The organism is Pseudohongiella sp. SYSU M77423, assembly GCF_029911965.1.
Taxonomy (GTDB): domain Bacteria; phylum Pseudomonadota; class Gammaproteobacteria; order Pseudomonadales; family Pseudohongiellaceae; genus Pseudohongiella.
Genome location: NZ_JARYTH010000006.1, coordinates 39,163 through 54,842 on the forward strand (window position 1 = coordinate 39,163; position 15,680 = coordinate 54,842).

Genomic DNA, 15,680 nt, shown 5'->3' on the forward strand with positions numbered 1-15,680 from the left:
GGTATCAGGTCAACTTTCCACTCTGTTCAGGTTCATGCAGCTGCACTGGTGTTACCGGTTTTCGGTATAGTTCGTGCAGCGCGAGCGTTCCCATATCGAGCAGCATCAATCGCTTGTATGCCGCGTCACTGGCTTCCAGCATCTTGTTGACGACGGTGAACAGGATGCCGTCACCCAACGGAGACCATTGCATTGATGTAATCTGTTCGTCTGTCGTGAAGGCGACCCAGGTTTCCGTTGATTCCGCAAACGCGGGTTTCAGTTTGAGGCTGGACACACCGCCCTGTTTTTCCACATAGGCCAGAATATGTCCATCCGGTGCCAGCATTGTCAGCTGGTGTAAGGCATCACCCTCGATCGCGAAATCATGTTGATCGCTTTCCCACAGAAGCGGGGATGGAGAAAGATGCAGCGTCGGTGCGCCTGATGCAAGCTCGCTGCCTGTCATGGTGGCCGTTGCCGCTGAATCGATCATCGACGCAGAGCTTGCCTGGGCTGGCAATGACCGATTGCTGCGAACTTCGTCGAGCATGCCGGGTGATGTCTCACCTGGCACCACTTGCGCAGGCTGTCCGGAGGCCAGCGGAGCAACCGGGTTCTGGTTCGACTGAGAGAACAATTCCAGCGCAATGTTGCCTGTCAGGAGAACTGCCGCTGCCGCAGCCGGCAACCACCGCCAGACCCTGCTGCTCAGCAAACCAACACTAAGGGCGTGGCCAGTGCCTGCCAGATTGTTAACGGTTTCGCTGCTGCCGTTGTCGCTCCAATGCCCGGCAGGGCTACCCTGACTGGTATTGTTTGGCACGACGACAGTGCCAGACAGGGAGTACCCGCGCTTGGGGACGGTTTCAATCCGCACTGGCCGGGTATCCGCATCAGCATTGACAGAGGAGTCAGTGACCGATGCGGTCTGCAACGTCAGCGCTCTGCGCAGATCGGAGACTGCCCGCGTCAGAGAATTATCATTGACGATGACGCGGGGCCACAGGTATTCGACCAGTGTCTCGCGACTGACCACACGACCAGGCTGTTCTGCGAGGCGGCACAGCAGTTTCATCAGGCGTGGTTCAAGTGTGCGTTCACACAGCACCTGCAGGTCGCCGAAACCTTGAGCCGATGCTTTGGCACCGCCAGTCACCAGCGTCAATGTATGGTGCTCGGGTGCCACCCACCAGCTGTTCAGCCAGAAGCCTTCAAGGTCGCACAGGCGCGAATTCTGTGAATTCATGCTGTTGTCTACCGAGCTGTTTTCCAGGTGGCTGATTTTACTCATAGTACTGCTTAGGCATTGGCCATGCGGCAAAGTTCCTGTTGTGAATATTTGTAACATAACGGCGATTGTTTTGGCAGTCCTTCACCTGCAATCGCCGCAATTTCACATTTTCTGGATGTTTTTTTCCGCTTTTCCTCAGTTATTTACTGATGGCCGTCCGTATTCTGACAAGCGTCGAAATATCAACGGGAGACGCAATTCATGGTCAAAGTGAAGTCAGTAGCAAATATCAGACATTCAGGCGTCGCAACACTAGTACTGTTCGCACTGCTGGTGGTCGGCCTGGGAGTCACCACGCCATCACGTGCAGAGCTTGATGTACAGGGTCGCGTGGCAGGCCCCATGCCATCGCTTGCCCCCATGCTTGAACAGGTCACGCCAGCAGTCGTCAATATTGCTGTGGTCAAATCCCAGCGGCTGCCCGAGTCTTTCAATTTCTTCGGTGGTCCTTCCGGTGAGCCTCCCGTGCGTCGATCGCGCGGTGCCGGTTCTGGCGTCGTGGTTGATGCCGAACAGGGACACATCATTACTAACCATCATGTAGTGACCGGCGCGGATACCATCAGTGTTGCACTGCAGGACGGCCGCGTCTTTGAAGCGGAATTGATCGGCAGTGATGAGCGCACCGACATCGCTCTGCTGCAGGTTGATGCCGATGATCTGCAGGCACTGTCCTTCGTTTCCGAAGATGACTACCGGGTTGGTGACTACGTAGTGGCTATCGGTAATCCGTTTGGCATCGGCCAGACTGTGACCTCGGGCATCATCAGTGCGCTGGGTCGCGCCGGCATTAACAATGAGAACTACGAGGACTTCATTCAGACCGATGCCGCCATCAATGTCGGTAACTCCGGCGGTGCGCTGGTCGACCTCAATGGACGGCTGGTGGGCATCAACACCGCAATCATATCTGGCTCGGGCACCAACTCAGGTGTTGGCTTTGCTGTGCCAGCCAATATGGTCAGCACGGTCATGGACCACCTGATTCGAGATGGTGAGGTTCGCCGCGGTCAGATTGGTGTGATCATCCGCGACCATACCCCGGTACTGGAAGAAGGTCTGGGGCTGGGTGCCGAACAGGGCGCGCTGATCATGCAGATCGCCCCGGATTCTCCGGCGGCGCGTGCAGGCCTGCAGGTGTCGGATCTGGTGGTGGCCATTGAAGGTCAACCGGTGGCCAGCAGTCGTGATCTGCGCAATGCTGTCGGACTGGCAGGTGTTGGACGTGAGCTGACCCTGTCAGTGATTCGTGATGGTCGTGCCCGTGATGTGGTGGTTGCCATTCCGGGGGGCGGCAGTGCGATCGCCGACAACAGCGGTGGTGATGCCGACCAGGGTCGCGACCTGAATGACAATCGCTTCTTTGGTGCGCTGCTGGATGAGACATCGGACGGCGTTCGTGTGGCTAATATTGATCAGCGAAGCCCGGCATTCGCCGCTGGATTGCGGCCTGGTGACCTGATCACTGCTTTCAACCGTCAACCGGTGGACGCCCTGTCTGACATTAACGAGTTGATCAACGCTGAACCACGGGTCATGGCACTGACAGTAGAGCGTGACGGTCAGCAGATTCTGGTGATCATGCCCTGACAGGCAAGCTGAATCCCGCAAGAGGCACGTTGTGATGGGCATATAGCAGCGTGTTGATAGATGCTCTCTGCCCGTTTCAGGTCAGTCGGTCTGCCGCCGACTGGCCTTTTTTTTGTGACTGTCAGGCACCCCAAAATCGCCCCATTCGCAGCCTCACACTTGCAATATTTGCTTGTCATGGTATTTTCCATGGCAACTCGATTTCGCCCGGCAGGTTGGTATTTTGTTTTTGCCCCGAAAACCGTTCCATCACATTTCTGCGAATAATCCGGGCTCAAGGCGCGGCCGAACGCATGGCTCGGCGCGACTGCTGGCGTCAGTGATGCTGACAGCGGTTGCCGGCCTCTCCATCTCCGGGATGACACACGCTGAGGAACTTCCAGGCACCGGTAACTATCGCCCGGCCACGTTTCAGCAGTTATCGCCAGGGCAATTACCACAACCCGTATCGCCGGCCGAGCAGCTGGACTACAGTGCCTACAAAAACTGGTTACAGGCCCAGGTCAATGAGCTGGAAATCCCGGGTGTCGCTCTGGCAATCGTTTCTTCGCGAGGGCTGATTGATGTCCAGACGCTTGGCGTGCGCAGTGTTGCAGAAAATGAGACAGTAGACGCCCAAACAGTGTTCCGCATCGCCTCGGTGTCAAAAACCTTTGCCGGTACGGTGGCCTCACAGCTGGTGAGCCATAATATTTTCAGCTGGGATGACCCTGTCGCTGGTATTTTGCCGCAATACTCGATTGGCACCGATCCTGCCACGCAGAGTATGACCCTGCGTCACGTCCTAAGTCATTCAACTGGGCTGATGCCGCATGCATTTTCCAACATGCTTGATGCTGGCGTGGCCTATCAGAAGATTCAGGAAAAATTTCACGAGATTCCCACAGTCTGTGCACCCGGGGAATGCTACGGTTATCAGAATGTGGTGTTCTCGCTGGTTGCCGATGTCGTAGAAGCCAGTCTGCAGACCCACTATGACGATTTTGTGCGTGAGAATATTTTTGCTCCGCTGCAGATGCGCTCGGCCTCCATGGGCTACGAGGACTATATCAATAACCCGTATGCCAGTGAGCCGCATCAGCGTGGGCGAGGCGGTTGGCGCGTCAGCACAACCAATCCTGCCTACTACACAGCCGGCCCGGCTGCCGGTGTAAATGCCACGATTGTTGATATGGCGCGCTGGGTCCAGGCCAATCTGGGCGGCGTACCGGATGTTTTATCCCCGGAGCTGCTGGCCATGCAGCATACTCCGGTTGTGGAAACCCCCTACGGCAACTATTTCAACCGCTGGCCAAAGGTACAGAAGGCCTGGTACGGCCTGGGCTGGCGCATCATGGACTACGATGGGGTGAGGATTGTGCACCATGGCGGTGGTGTTCGCGGTTTCCGTTCGGAAATGGTGTTGATCCCCGAATACGACGTCGGCATGGTCGTGCTGTTTAATGCCACGACCTCACTGGCCAATGACGTTGTGCCCCAGTTTCTTGATACCGTTCTGGCAGAAGTGACATCACAATGAATGCAACCATGGAATTGCTGCAGGCGCATCGCAGCATACGAAAATTCAAAGATCAGCCTTTGGCCGATGGCCTGCTTGAGCAGATCATAACGGCCGGGCAGTGCGCGGCAACATCAAGCTTCCTGCAGGGTGCCACCATCATTCGCGTCACCAGCCAGGAAAGCCGTCAGGCGCTGGCCGCTTACGCCGGCAACCAGCCTTATGTCGCTGCGGCGGCAGAGTTTCTGGTGTTCTGTGCCGACCTGCGTCGCGCCGGCAAATGCTGTGAAAAGTACCAGAAGCCATTTTCGGGCGAATATACCGAGCAATTTATCATCGCAACGGTTGATGCTGCCCTGTTCGCACAGAATGTTGTGGTAGCCGCTGAATCGGAAGGGCTGGGCATCTGTTATATCGGTGGTTTACGTAACAACCCACGTCAGGTGTCGGACCTGCTGAAACTGCCACGCGGAGTGTATCCGGTTTTTGGCCTGTGTCTCGGATATCCGGATCAGGACCCTGAAACCAAGCCTCGTCTGCCTCTGCCAGTGATACTCAAGCAGGATACCTACGACGACAGTGAGGACGCGGCGCTTATTGAGGATTATGATGAGGCGGTTCGCGAGTATTATCGTAACCGCACGGGCGGTGGACACGGCATTTGCTGGAGCGAGCAGGTTTCAACACTGCTCAGCGAAAAATCCAGGCCGCATATGCGAGGATTTCTGGCCGAGCAGGGTTTCGACTTCAAGTGACAGCGACAGTTGTCTTTCTGATCAGATAACCCGTTTGCCACGTAGCTCGTCAATCTGGGCAGCATCATAACCCAGAGAAGCCATGATCTGATCAGTATGCTCGCCCAGCGTCGGTGCGCGGCGTTCCACTGATGGTGGCGTCGCGGAGAGACTGAATGGCGTCTTCATGACTGGCGCGGGCTTATCTGCCCCCGGATAGCTCAGTTTTTCAAACATCTGTCTTGCTGCAACATGCGGGTCGTCCAGCACCTGCTGGGGTGACATGACCGGCCCGGCAGGAATACGCGCCTTTTCCATGGTCTCGAGTACTTCGGCCGATGTGCGCTCAGCGCACCAGGCTGCCAGCCGCTCGCTGATCACCTCACCGTTGTTGCCACGGCTGATGTCGTCCTTGAAGCGGGGATCCTCCAGCCAGTGCGGTTCGCCCATCAGTTCGACCCAGCGTTCAAACAATGGCCCGCCTACTGACTGCACCAGCACCCAGCCGTCCCTGGTACGATACGTGTCTGCGGGTCCGGAGGTCTGCGAGCGGTTGAGAGTGGCGACGCGATCGGGTGCAATCATGGCCTGTTCGATCAGCGTGCCATTCATCATGGTCAGGGCCGTATTGAACAGCGAGGCTTCGACAACCTGGCCACGACCGGTCTTCTGTCGCTCTAGCAGGGCTGCCATGGTTCCGACAGCGCTCAGGCTGGCGGTGCCGAAGTCAATAAATGGCGCATAGGACTTAACCGGCTGATCAGGTGTACCTGACATATACATCGCGCCAGACATGGCCTGGCCCAGTCCGTCAAACCCTACCCGATTGCTGTAAGGGCCACCGGTACCGAATGCGGAAATCATGGTCAGAATGATATCGGGCTTTACTGCCTTCAGGCTCTCGTAATCCAGCCCCATGGCCTGCAGAGTATCGGGGGGCAGATTCGCGACTACAACATCGGCACTGGCGACCAGCTTGCGGACAATCTCGCGGCCTTCCGGTTTCATCGGGTTCAGGGTCATTCCCAGTTTGTTGCGGCCCATCTGCATGAACAGGGCGCCGTCACCCGCATCTGAGACTGGCGACAGGAAGCGGTCCTCGCTGCCCTGAACTTTCTCAATGCGGATGACCTCCGCGCCCATATCGCTCAGCAGGCTGGCACAAAAGGGCCCTGCAATATAGCGACCGAAGTCCAGTACACGAATACCTTCCAACACCTTGCTCATGATTTCTTCTTCCTCGGCTGTGGTTGACTCGAATGGTCATAAGACAAGCGCTCGATTTTACAGCTGACTTTCATGGCAAGTCCATGGCTGTCTGTGCGGTGTCTCGTCAGAGTCCTGGCAGCTGACAATCACTCTGAAACTATGCGAACTAACCAGACAGGACTCTAGTCAGGTGTTTGCATTACAATCAGGGTCCGGTTCACACAGGAGTATTGCTAATGAAGAAACTAATCGCGCGACAGATGGGCATGTTTGCGCTGATCGCTGCCGGCCTTCTTGCCGCGTCAGCCCAGTCAGCGGAACACCCGGGTTATGAGCACGATCCAGGCCGAAGCCAGGGCGGAATCGGCAAGTTCTACATGGGACGCGAGATTTCCGGTGTGATGGGGCATCAAGGGGCCGGCTGGCTGGAGCGCACCCAGCGCACACACGAAGAAATGCCAGATGAAGTGGTCGCCAATATGAATCTGGAACCCGACGATGTGGTGGCAGACATTGGCGCTGGCACCGGATATTTTTCCTTCCGCATGGCACAGCAGGTACCACAGGGCAAGGTGATCGCTGTGGATATTCAGCCAGAAATGCTGGCCATTATCGAGCAGCGCAAGGCAGAAACGGGGCTGGATAATGTGGAAATGGTACTGGGTGAAGTGGATAACCCGCGCCTGGAACCCAATAGTGTAGATGCTGTGCTACTGGTTGACGCCTACCATGAGTTTTCGCACCCGTTTGAAATGATGCAGGTTATTTATGACGCCATGCGTCCGGGTGGTCGTGTATTTCTGGTTGAATATCGCGCGGAAGACGATACGGTGCCAATTCGACCACTTCACAAGATGAGTGTGGAGCAGGTGGTGCGGGAAATGAGTGTATTTGGTCTGGAATGGGACGACACGCTGGACTTCTTGCCCTGGCAGCATATGTTCGTATTCTCCAAGCCAGAGTCCTGATTCGGTTTGGCGCTGCACCTGAGAGTTCAGCGCCGCAAGGCCCGTCTGCTTGCTCCGGTTCTGAACCACAGGATCAGAACCGGAGCATTCTTCAGAACGTTGTTCTTACCTTCAGCGCCAGTTTCTGGCCAGCACTCCAGCAGGCGTCCTCAAGTTCGCGGATCTGGCCGGACGCTGTCGTACCATCATAGCGAACCCGGTTACGACACCATTCGTCACCCAGTGTGTTGTTAGATTCCAGACGGAACGTTACATCATCAAACATCACGGTGGATACAAACATGGTCAGGCTGGTCGGATCGTGTGACCAGTCAATGCTGCTGATGTCGACATTGCGATTGCCGCCATTCAATGGCATGCCGTAATTAAAGCCGTAATTGAAATTCCAGCGTGTAACATCATGCTGGAATCCCAGCTGAAAACGCCCGCGCCCATTGATGCGCTCTGTCGTGCCAAGCAATGCGTCGGTCACTTCCGAGTCAAACAGATACAGGCTGGTGGAAATCAGCGCATCTGGCAGGCCCAGCATGTTCAGCCGTGTGCTGCCATCGAGATAAACACCCCAACGTTTTGCGTCACCGATATTGCCGGCAGCAGAGATCGGCGAGCTGGGGTTCACGGTCGCGTCAACACGGCCGATCTGGTCTTCCAGGTCTCTCAGGAAAAAGCGTGAACTGACAACGCCTGTTTCATTGGGCAGGCGATACTCAAGCGTCAGTTCATAGCGAACCTCTTGGGTCGGGACCAGATCAGGGTTGCCAGCATTGGCGTCCTGCTCGTTGTCTGAGGTGTTGGCAGTGGCCGAGAAATTCTCAAAACTAAGCTGCTGCACTTCCTTGCCAACAGTCGCACGCAGCTGCAGTGCCTCAGTGATATTGAAACGATAGTCCACAGAAGGCTTGATAAAACTGAACTCGCGCGAGTTGCTGGCGCTGCCGGACAGAGATATCTCAGAAGTCTCATATTCAACACTGCTTTCCAGTGTCATACGGTCATTGAGTGTCCAGTTGTGAACGGCAAAACCCTCGTAGCGCATTTCTTCGACGGTAGACCCCAGGTTGGAGACACCCAGTGCCGGGCGCAGGCCCCCGAATTCTGGTGATGGCGCCGTAGAACCGCTGTCGCGACCGATCAGCAGAGCTGAATCGAGAATGGTCTGAGCCCGTTCAACCCCCACTTGCATGTCCTGCGTATCCGTCAGACCCCAGTTGTAGGTTGTCTGCACAATGCGTTCCTGAGTCTGTCGGTCAGAGTCGATAAACAGCGTCTTGCGCTCTTCGCCATCAATCTGGCCGGGTGCGTCGTTGTCAAATCGATTGCGTGTGTAGTCATTAGTGTCGCTGTTCACGATGAACAGAAGCAGGGCACGCGAACCGTCGTCGAAGGTATATTCGTAGTCGCCACCGACTTCCCAGTTGTTGTTTACGTTATCGAACTGCTCCCGCTCCAGGCGCGTCAGTTGATTATTGGTGCCTGGGGCAAAATAACTTCGGTCTACATCGACGGGGTGGTCTGCGGTGGCGTACAGCGCATTGAGCTGCATGCGGTGCTGGTTCATCTGGTAGCCCATGATGGCGCTGGTCTGATAACGCATGCGATCACGGACTTTGTCTTCTTCCATCAGCTGGGTGGGTGTCAGGTCTGGCGCAAAACTGCGCTCCAGACGCTCTTCATGCCAGTACTGCGGGTCTGCTGCAGCGCTCAGCATGACGCTGAGGCCGCCACTTTGACGACTGTGTGAAATGGATCCGCCGGGCTGCAGAGAGCCGTCAATCTGGCGATCAGTACTAAGCTCCACAGAAGTGGAAGCACGCGCTCCACTGTCCTGTAGAACAACGTTGACCACCTGGCCAGAGCCTCGAACCGCGAGTTCGCCAGAGGTGCCACGAATAATTTCAATACGTTCTACTTCACGTGCCGCAATACGGCTAAGCTGATCTCTCGGAGAATTGTCCTTGCCAGCCAGACGCTGACCGTTAATCAGCAGGTCGCCGCCACTGCCAAGACCCCGGCCGCCGGAATTGCCACTGATGCTTACACCGGGTATCCGGTCTATCATGTCGTTGACCGACACTGGATTGTAGGGCTGAAAAAATGAGGCGGGGTAAATAACGGTGGACGATTCGTCCTGTGCTTCGAGATCTGGATTCTGTTCGGTGGCGTAGGCAAGGTTAACCAGCGCGCCCAGACTGAATGCAACCAGACTGAGTGCACTGGCACGAATTAGAGGCGAGATAATGATCTGGCGCGTCATGAATACTCCAAAAAGATGCGGCTATTCGGGTTAGTCGTGGATCGAATCTACGGGGTGTAATTTAGAATAATCCGAATATTATCAAAAAAATGCATCGCACTGTTGTGACAATTTGTGAGATTCTGAGGGCGAATTGCCATAATGTGGGCATAATTCTGGCAAGCTGCCTGAGGCGGCAACGGAGGAATTTGAATGCGGATTCTGATGAAAGGCGGCACTGGTTTTATAGGTCAGGTGCTGGTTCGTGAACTGCTTGCTGCGGGCCACTCACTGACCATTCTGGTGCGCGATTATGCGGCTGCCAGAGTCAAACTGGGTGCTGGCCCGGAACTGGTTCGCAACCTCGATGAGCTGGGGCAGGACGAACACTTTGACGCTGTCATCAATCTGGCGGGAGAAGGTATTGCGGCAAAACGCTGGACAGCTGCGCGGAAGAAGGTTTTGATGAATAGCAGGCTGGACACAACGCGAGAGGTCATTCAGCTGCTTCAACGCCTCGACCACAAACCCGAGTGTCTGATCAACGCCTCCGCCGTGGGGTATTACGGGACCGAGCGTGATCGACCGCTGACCGAAAGAGACAGTGGAGGCAGTGGGTTCTCGCATGAGCTGTGCAAGCGCTGGGAAGATGAAGCCCGCAAAGCGGAGTCGTTGGGAGTGAGAGTTTGCCTGATGCGCTTTGGTGTGGTGCTGGGAGCTGGTGGCGGTATGCTGGCGCGTCTGTTGCCGTTTTATCGATTCTGGTTGGGTGGTCGCCTGGGGCACGGTGAACAGATGCTGTCCTGGATTCATCGAACTGACCTGATAAACGCGCTGCAATGGGTTCTGCAGGACCACGAGCAGACAGGTGTATTCAACGTCACAGCGCCGCATCCGGTCAGCAACCGTAAGTTTAATGATACTCTGTCGGATCTGCTGCGCCGTCCAGCTGTGTTCCACCAGCCTCCCGCCATGGTACTGCTGATGTTTGGCGAGATGGGTGACCAGCTGCTGCTGAAAGGGCAGCAGGTTTTGCCGGCACGGCTCGAACATGCCGGTTTTACATTTCAATACCCGGAAATCCATGGGGCGCTACAGGCCTGCCTTTGCGATTTAGGGTTGAATTAAGGATAATACGCTGCCCATGTAAGGGCCATCACGCGTAATGCCGCGAAAGTCAGGGGGAGTGAGTTTATGCAGCGCGAATCTATGGAAGTCGATGTCGTTATCGTAGGAGCGGGTCCTGCGGGTCTGGCGACTGCCTGCCGGTTATTGCAACTGGCACAGGAAGCAGAGAAAGAGATATCGGTTTGCGTTCTGGAAAAGGGCTCTGAAGTCGGTGCTCACATTCTGTCAGGTGCGGTTTTCGAACCTGCAGCACTGACTGAACTGTTTCCAGACTGGAAGGAAAAAGGCGCGCCCTTGCATACCGCCGTCACAGGCGATGACATATATTACCTGCCCGGAGCAGAGAAATCCGTGCGTTTTCCTGACATGATTGTGCCCAAACCCATGCGCAATCACGGCAATTACATCATTTCACTGGGTAACCTGTGCCGTTGGCTGGCTGACCAGGCCATGGAGCTTGGCGCCGAGGTGTTTCCCGGATTTGCCGCTGCCGAAATTCTCTACAATGAAGATGGTTCGGTGAAGGGTGTCGCCACGGGTGACATGGGCGTTGACGCGAATGGCGAAAAGAAAGACGCCTTCGAGCCCGGCTTTGAATTCCACGCCAAGTATACAATTTTCGCAGAAGGCTGCCGGGGACACCTGGGCAAAGAGTTGATCGCCAAATTTGAGCTGGACAAGGACAGCGATCCACAGCATTACGGTATAGGTCTAAAAGAAGTCTGGGAAATTCCGCCGGAAAAACACAAGGAAGGGCTAGTCGTGCACACCGCCGGCTATCCGATGATCGGTGACAGCTATGCTGGTTCCAGTGGCGGCTTCCTGTATCACGCTGAAAATAATCAGGTTTATGTGGGGCTTATTGTCGATCTCGGATATCAGAATCCGCACATCAGCCCCTATGACGAGTTTCAGAAGTACAAGCTTCACCCTGTCATCAAACAGTACCTGGAAGGCGGCAAACGCATCAGCTACGGCGCGCGTGCCCTCAACAAGGGTGGTTTGAATTCGCTGCCAAAGATGAGCTTCCCGGGTGGTCTGATCATTGGCTGTGATGCCGGCACTCTTAACGCTGCCAAAATCAAGGGCAGCCATACAGCCTTGCGTTCTGGCATGCTGGCCGCCGAATCGATCATGGAATCGCTCAAGCAGGATGAAGTTGCAACCGGTCAGGACCTGACTGAATACGGCGAACGCTTCCGCAAGTCCAGTCTGCACGACGAACTGCACAAGGCCCGTAACTTCAGTGCTGGTTTCCACAAGTTCGGTTTCTGGATTGGAAGCAGTCTGACCTTCATCGAGCACAATATTTTTGCTGGTCATTTTCCGATGACCTTCCATGACACGACACCGGACTATGCCCAGCTGAAAAAAGCCGATCAGTGCCGCAAGATTGAGTATCCCAAGCCGGATGGTCAGATTACTTTCGACAAGCTGTCTTCCGTGTTTCTCTCGAATACCAACCATGTAGAGGATCAGCCCTGCCATTTGCAGCTGATCGATCCGGAAGTGCCAATCAAGCACAATCTGCCGCTGTATGACGAACCAGCGCAGCGCTACTGCCCGGCCGGTGTCTACGAAGTTCTGGAGGAAAGCGATGGTACGCGCCGCTTCCAGATCAATGCGCAGAACTGTGTGCACTGCAAGACCTGTGATATCAAGGATCCGGCGCAGAATATTCGCTGGGTAGTCCCTGAGGGCAGCGGCGGTCCAAGCTATCCAAACATGTAGGTCGTCGCATCACTTGCGCCAGGCTTGCTGGAATGAAACTTCAGGATTGACGGTCTGATATCAGAGCGTCGAGAATCGCTTGACTATGGGGATGGCCATGGAGGGACGCAATGGCCGGGGCGGTTTTCATCGACCCGCTCTCTGGGGAGAGAGGCGGGAGGAGAATGAAGTTGCTAGCATCGTTGTCACTACCAGGTCCATCCGCGCTGACCGGGCGCGTCCTGAAATCTGTTGCCATGGCAGGTTTTGCTGTCTCATTGGCTGCCTGTCAGGTATTCAACCTCAATCCTGATTTCGAACCCGATCCACAACTGGAGCGGCGCATTCTGGGTGATCAACCCCTGGATGTGCCCGAAGTGGGGCTGCTTGATATGGACCCGGCGCTGCAGGCCTATCTCGATGAACATGTAGACGAGAGGCTTAGGGGCTGGGATCTGGTCAGTCGCCTGCAGGAGTTGCTGTTCGACCCAGAGTATCTGAATATCCAGTACGATGATGCAGCCAATCTGACGGCTGCGCAGGCCTTTCAGGAGAGACGCGCAAATTGCCTGTCACTGGTTGGGCTTTACATCACCATGGCACGGCACTTTGGTCTGCAGGTGAACTATCAGACAGTGCAGGTCAGACCGGTCTGGGACCGGCGGGGCGAGATTCTGATACTCAGTGAGCACGTTAATGCACTGGGTCGGCTGGGTGTTTATGACCACTACATTGTCGATTTTACACCGCAGATTCGTTTGCAGCGCGACACCGCCCAGCAGGTCAGCGATGAAGAGGCACTGGCGCTGTACTTCAACAATATGGCAGTGGAGAGTCTGCTGGAGAACGACCTGCAGCAGGCTCTGCAGTATGGCCGTTACGCCATCGTCACTGACCCGGAGCTGGATATCGCCTGGAACACCCTGGGCAGTATTCTGAACCGCCAGGAAGCCTTTGATCTCGCTGAATACAGCTATCAGCGCGCAGCATCACTGAATCGCAGCAGCGCCAGTGTCATCAACAACCTGGCCCGTTTCTATTCCATGCAGGGTAATGAGGATGAAGCCGAGCGGTATCGGCGCGCAGTACAGGCCTACAATCAGCGCAATCCCTACTTTCACTACGTGCAGGGGAATATTGCATTCGAGCAGGAGAACTTCGAGCAGGCGCTGACCCATTTTCAGCGCGCCATTCGGCGCAATGATCTGGAGCCAGACTTCTATTTCGCACTCGGCAGCACCTACCGGCAACTGGGTGACGAGGAGACGGCCGAAGAGGCGATACAGCTGGCAACCGCCATCCTGGAGCTGGGGGATCAGACCTACCGGTCAACCCAGAGCCGGGTGCGCCGCCTCGATGGTCGCACCATTTTGCGCTCGAGCAGTGCCGGCATCCGCATCGAAGTCGCCAACTGATCAGGTGTTCGCGAAGTCACTCCGAAGGCCATTGTAAGTCTCGAGCAGTGCCTGTGCGGCTGGCTGCTGGGTGCGGTCATCGAGCGTCACGCTGGCCAGCATGCCTTTTTTGCCATCCATTCGCGCGCTGACACTGGCATTGATACCTTCGCGCTCAAGGTGTTCGGTCAGCACGATTGAAGTAATCTTCTCCCGTAACGCGGGCCGAAAAATCTTGCCGACGGCGGTGATGGGCATGGCCTCAATGATTTCCAGGCGTTTGGGGATAGCGGCGCGCTCCTGAATATGAGCTTCGCTGTAGGTCAGCAGCTCTTCAGCTGTTGTCTCGCTGCCAGGTTTCAGTACAACAAATGCCATGGGCAACTCACCGGCATACGGGTCAGGCATACCGATCGCGGTAGCGCTGACAACATCGGGATGGCCATTCAGTGGTTCTTCGATGGTCTCAGGGTCGATGTTGTGCCCGCTGCGGATGATCAGGTCTTTCGCGCGTCCAGTCAGGTAAAGGAAGCCGTCTTTGTCCAGATAACCCAGATCTCCAGTGTTGAACCACTCCCCATCAATCCACGCTTCGGCGTTATCCGCCTCGCTTTTGTATCCAGCAAACACCTGTGGGCCTTTGACCAGTACCACACCGCTTTCTCCCAGTGGACAATCCTTCGTGACCTGGACTCCGTCCAGATGTGCAATACGAATTTGCGAATAGGGCAGGCGCAGCCCGACACTGCCGGGCGGCTGCTGATCCGGGGCACGGCTGATCAGGGATGTTGTTTCGGTCATGCCGTAACCATTGGTGACAATCACATTGAAATTCTCTTCAAAGCGCTGTTCGAAGGCGGGTGACAGCGGGGCGGCTCCGGAATTGATGCGGCGCAGCCTGCTGATATCCTCGTCGCCTACGGGAATCTGCGACAGCGCCGCGAGCACAGTTGGCACGGCAGAGAAGCTGTTGGCCTTGAATCGGGCGACATGATGCCAGAGGTTCTTGATTACCTCGGGATTACGAAAGCCAGAGGGTGTCATCAGCACAATGCGATTACCCGCCGAGAACGCTCCGATACCCAGAATAATGACGCCAAAGATATGAAACAACGGCAGACCGCACAGTACCGTCTGTCTTCCCAGATGGGCGTTGAGGACACGGGCTAGCTGGCCCAGATAGGCCATGTTGCCATGTGTAAGCTGAGCTATTTTGGGCTTGCCAGTCGTGCCACCGGTGTGGAAGCAGGCGGCGATGGTGTTTTTGTCAAGCTTGCGGGCGTGGGTCAGTGAGTCACCCTGCTGCGCCGCAACCGCGCTGTTGTAGTCGATGGTCTTGACGTTTCCGGGCAGGGCCGTGCTGGCATGCGGGTCGGTCAGCCCCGGGTGGTGAATCACCAGTACCGTGTGCACCTGAGGCAGAGATGGCAGTATGCTGCTCAGCTTTTGCCACAGATCGCTGTGTGGTGACGGGGCCAGGCATGCCACCATGGTGGCGCCTGCCGACTGTATGATCTCGGCGATATGAGCTGGCTCCAGCAGTGGATTGATCGGGTTGGCGATACCCGCGACCTGGCTTCCCAGTATCAGTGGGTGAGACTGCGGCAGGGTCGGCAGAATGATGGATACCGCCTGATCTCCCTGTAAGCCCAGATGGCCCAGCAGATTGGCCGTTTTCCGGGTCTGGCTTAGAAGGTCATTGTAGCTGAGGGTGACCGACGGATCGTCGCGACGTCCGGTGAGGATGAAATCTATGACAGGATCACTGCCATACTTTTCAGCGCTTTCCTCAATCAGGGCGAGGGCATTGGTCAACGGGAAGCGCTTAGCCAGGGGTTGTTTTTCGAATTCGATTATATCTGCCAGGGTGTCCAGCATGGGCCGGGTCATGTTCTTATCATCTCCTTTTTTCCGGGTCCTGTAGTCCAGGTGTCGGGACGCGG

General features: G+C 55.9%; 11 protein-coding genes. 7 read left to right on the top strand and 4 right to left on the bottom strand.

What is annotated here, in order from left to right; all coding sequences use genetic code 11:
* Positions 1–4: 4 nt before the first annotated feature.
* Complete coding sequence (locus QGM61_RS13270; protein WP_281133238.1) at positions 5–1,273, bottom strand: transcriptional regulator; 1,269 nt, start codon at positions 1,271–1,273, stop codon at positions 5–7.
* A gap of 201 nt (positions 1,274–1,474) precedes the next feature.
* On the opposite strand from QGM61_RS13270, the gene QGM61_RS13275 reads away from it, so the two are divergent.
* From QGM61_RS13275 to nfsA, 3 genes are all read left to right on the top strand, one after another.
* Positions 1,475–2,863, top strand: coding sequence for a Do family serine endopeptidase (locus QGM61_RS13275; protein WP_237134587.1), 1,389 nt, complete (start codon positions 1,475–1,477; stop codon positions 2,861–2,863).
* Between the two features lie 322 nt (positions 2,864–3,185).
* Positions 3,186–4,382 (top strand): serine hydrolase domain-containing protein, encoded by a 1,197-nt coding sequence (locus QGM61_RS13280; RefSeq protein WP_237134586.1) that lies wholly within the window; start codon positions 3,186–3,188, stop codon positions 4,380–4,382.
* Positions 4,379–5,116: an oxygen-insensitive NADPH nitroreductase gene (gene nfsA, locus QGM61_RS13285; protein WP_281133239.1), complete on the top strand. Its 738-nt coding sequence runs from the start codon at positions 4,379–4,381 to the stop codon at positions 5,114–5,116. Before QGM61_RS13280 ends, nfsA begins: the two co-directional genes overlap by 4 nt.
* A 21-nt stretch (positions 5,117–5,137) precedes the next feature.
* Here nfsA and QGM61_RS13290 read toward each other — a convergent pair whose 3' ends face one another.
* Positions 5,138–6,322: a CaiB/BaiF CoA transferase family protein gene (locus QGM61_RS13290; protein ID WP_281133240.1), complete on the bottom strand. Its 1,185-nt coding sequence runs from the start codon at positions 6,320–6,322 to the stop codon at positions 5,138–5,140.
* Positions 6,323–6,540: 218 nt separating this feature from the next.
* Here QGM61_RS13290 and QGM61_RS13295 point away from each other — a divergent pair, with 218 nt between their 5' ends.
* Positions 6,541–7,272, top strand: a complete 732-nt coding sequence (locus QGM61_RS13295) for a class I SAM-dependent methyltransferase (protein ID WP_281133241.1) — start codon at positions 6,541–6,543, stop codon at positions 7,270–7,272.
* Between the two features lie 91 nt (positions 7,273–7,363).
* Here the strand turns inward: QGM61_RS13295 and QGM61_RS13300 are convergent, their stop codons facing one another.
* A complete protein-coding gene (locus QGM61_RS13300; RefSeq protein ID WP_281133242.1) occupies positions 7,364–9,526 on the bottom strand; it encodes a TonB-dependent receptor plug domain-containing protein in 2,163 nt (720 codons plus the stop codon).
* Between the two features lie 192 nt (positions 9,527–9,718).
* Between QGM61_RS13300 and QGM61_RS13305 the strand changes: the two genes are divergently transcribed.
* The 3 genes from QGM61_RS13305 (at position 9,719) to QGM61_RS13315 (ending at position 13,758) form a co-directional block, all read left to right on the top strand.
* A complete protein-coding gene (locus QGM61_RS13305) occupies positions 9,719–10,633 on the top strand; it encodes a TIGR01777 family oxidoreductase (protein ID WP_281133243.1) in 915 nt (304 codons plus the stop codon).
* A 66-nt stretch (positions 10,634–10,699) separates the two neighbouring features.
* On the top strand, positions 10,700–12,364 hold the full coding sequence (locus QGM61_RS13310) for an electron transfer flavoprotein-ubiquinone oxidoreductase (RefSeq protein ID WP_237134580.1): 1,665 nt from the start codon (positions 10,700–10,702) through the stop codon (positions 12,362–12,364).
* 164 nt (positions 12,365–12,528) lie between these two features.
* Entirely contained in the window at positions 12,529–13,758 is a 1,230-nt protein-coding gene (locus tag QGM61_RS13315) for a tetratricopeptide repeat protein (RefSeq protein WP_281133244.1), read from the top strand.
* Here the strand turns inward: QGM61_RS13315 and QGM61_RS13320 are convergent, their stop codons facing one another.
* Entirely contained in the window at positions 13,759–15,627 is a 1,869-nt protein-coding gene (locus QGM61_RS13320; RefSeq protein ID WP_237134578.1) for an acyl-CoA synthetase, read from the bottom strand.
* Positions 15,628–15,680 lie beyond the last annotated feature (53 nt).

What these genes read in the sequence shown, in the direction of transcription:
- QGM61_RS13290 (WP_281133240.1), bottom strand. Translation starts at nt 6,322, where the DNA reads ATGAGCAAGGTGTTGGAAGGTATTCGTGTACTGGACTTCGGTCGCTAT.
- QGM61_RS13295 (WP_281133241.1), top strand. Translation starts at nt 6,541, where the DNA reads ATGAAGAAACTAATCGCGCGACAGATGGGCATGTTTGCGCTGATCGCT.
- QGM61_RS13270 (WP_281133238.1), bottom strand. Translation starts at nt 1,273, where the DNA reads ATGAGTAAAATCAGCCACCTGGAAAACAGCTCGGTAGACAACAGCATG.
- QGM61_RS13300 (WP_281133242.1), bottom strand. Translation starts at nt 9,526, where the DNA reads ATGACGCGCCAGATCATTATCTCGCCTCTAATTCGTGCCAGTGCACTC.
- QGM61_RS13280 (WP_237134586.1), top strand. Translation starts at nt 3,186, where the DNA reads ATGCTGACAGCGGTTGCCGGCCTCTCCATCTCCGGGATGACACACGCT.
- QGM61_RS13275 (WP_237134587.1), top strand. Translation starts at nt 1,475, where the DNA reads ATGGTCAAAGTGAAGTCAGTAGCAAATATCAGACATTCAGGCGTCGCA.
- QGM61_RS13315 (WP_281133244.1), top strand. Translation starts at nt 12,529, where the DNA reads ATGAAGTTGCTAGCATCGTTGTCACTACCAGGTCCATCCGCGCTGACC.
- QGM61_RS13305 (WP_281133243.1), top strand. Translation starts at nt 9,719, where the DNA reads ATGCGGATTCTGATGAAAGGCGGCACTGGTTTTATAGGTCAGGTGCTG.
- QGM61_RS13310 (WP_237134580.1), top strand. Translation starts at nt 10,700, where the DNA reads ATGCAGCGCGAATCTATGGAAGTCGATGTCGTTATCGTAGGAGCGGGT.
- QGM61_RS13320 (WP_237134578.1), bottom strand. Translation starts at nt 15,627, where the DNA reads ATGACCCGGCCCATGCTGGACACCCTGGCAGATATAATCGAATTCGAA.
- nfsA (WP_281133239.1), top strand. Translation starts at nt 4,379, where the DNA reads ATGAATGCAACCATGGAATTGCTGCAGGCGCATCGCAGCATACGAAAA.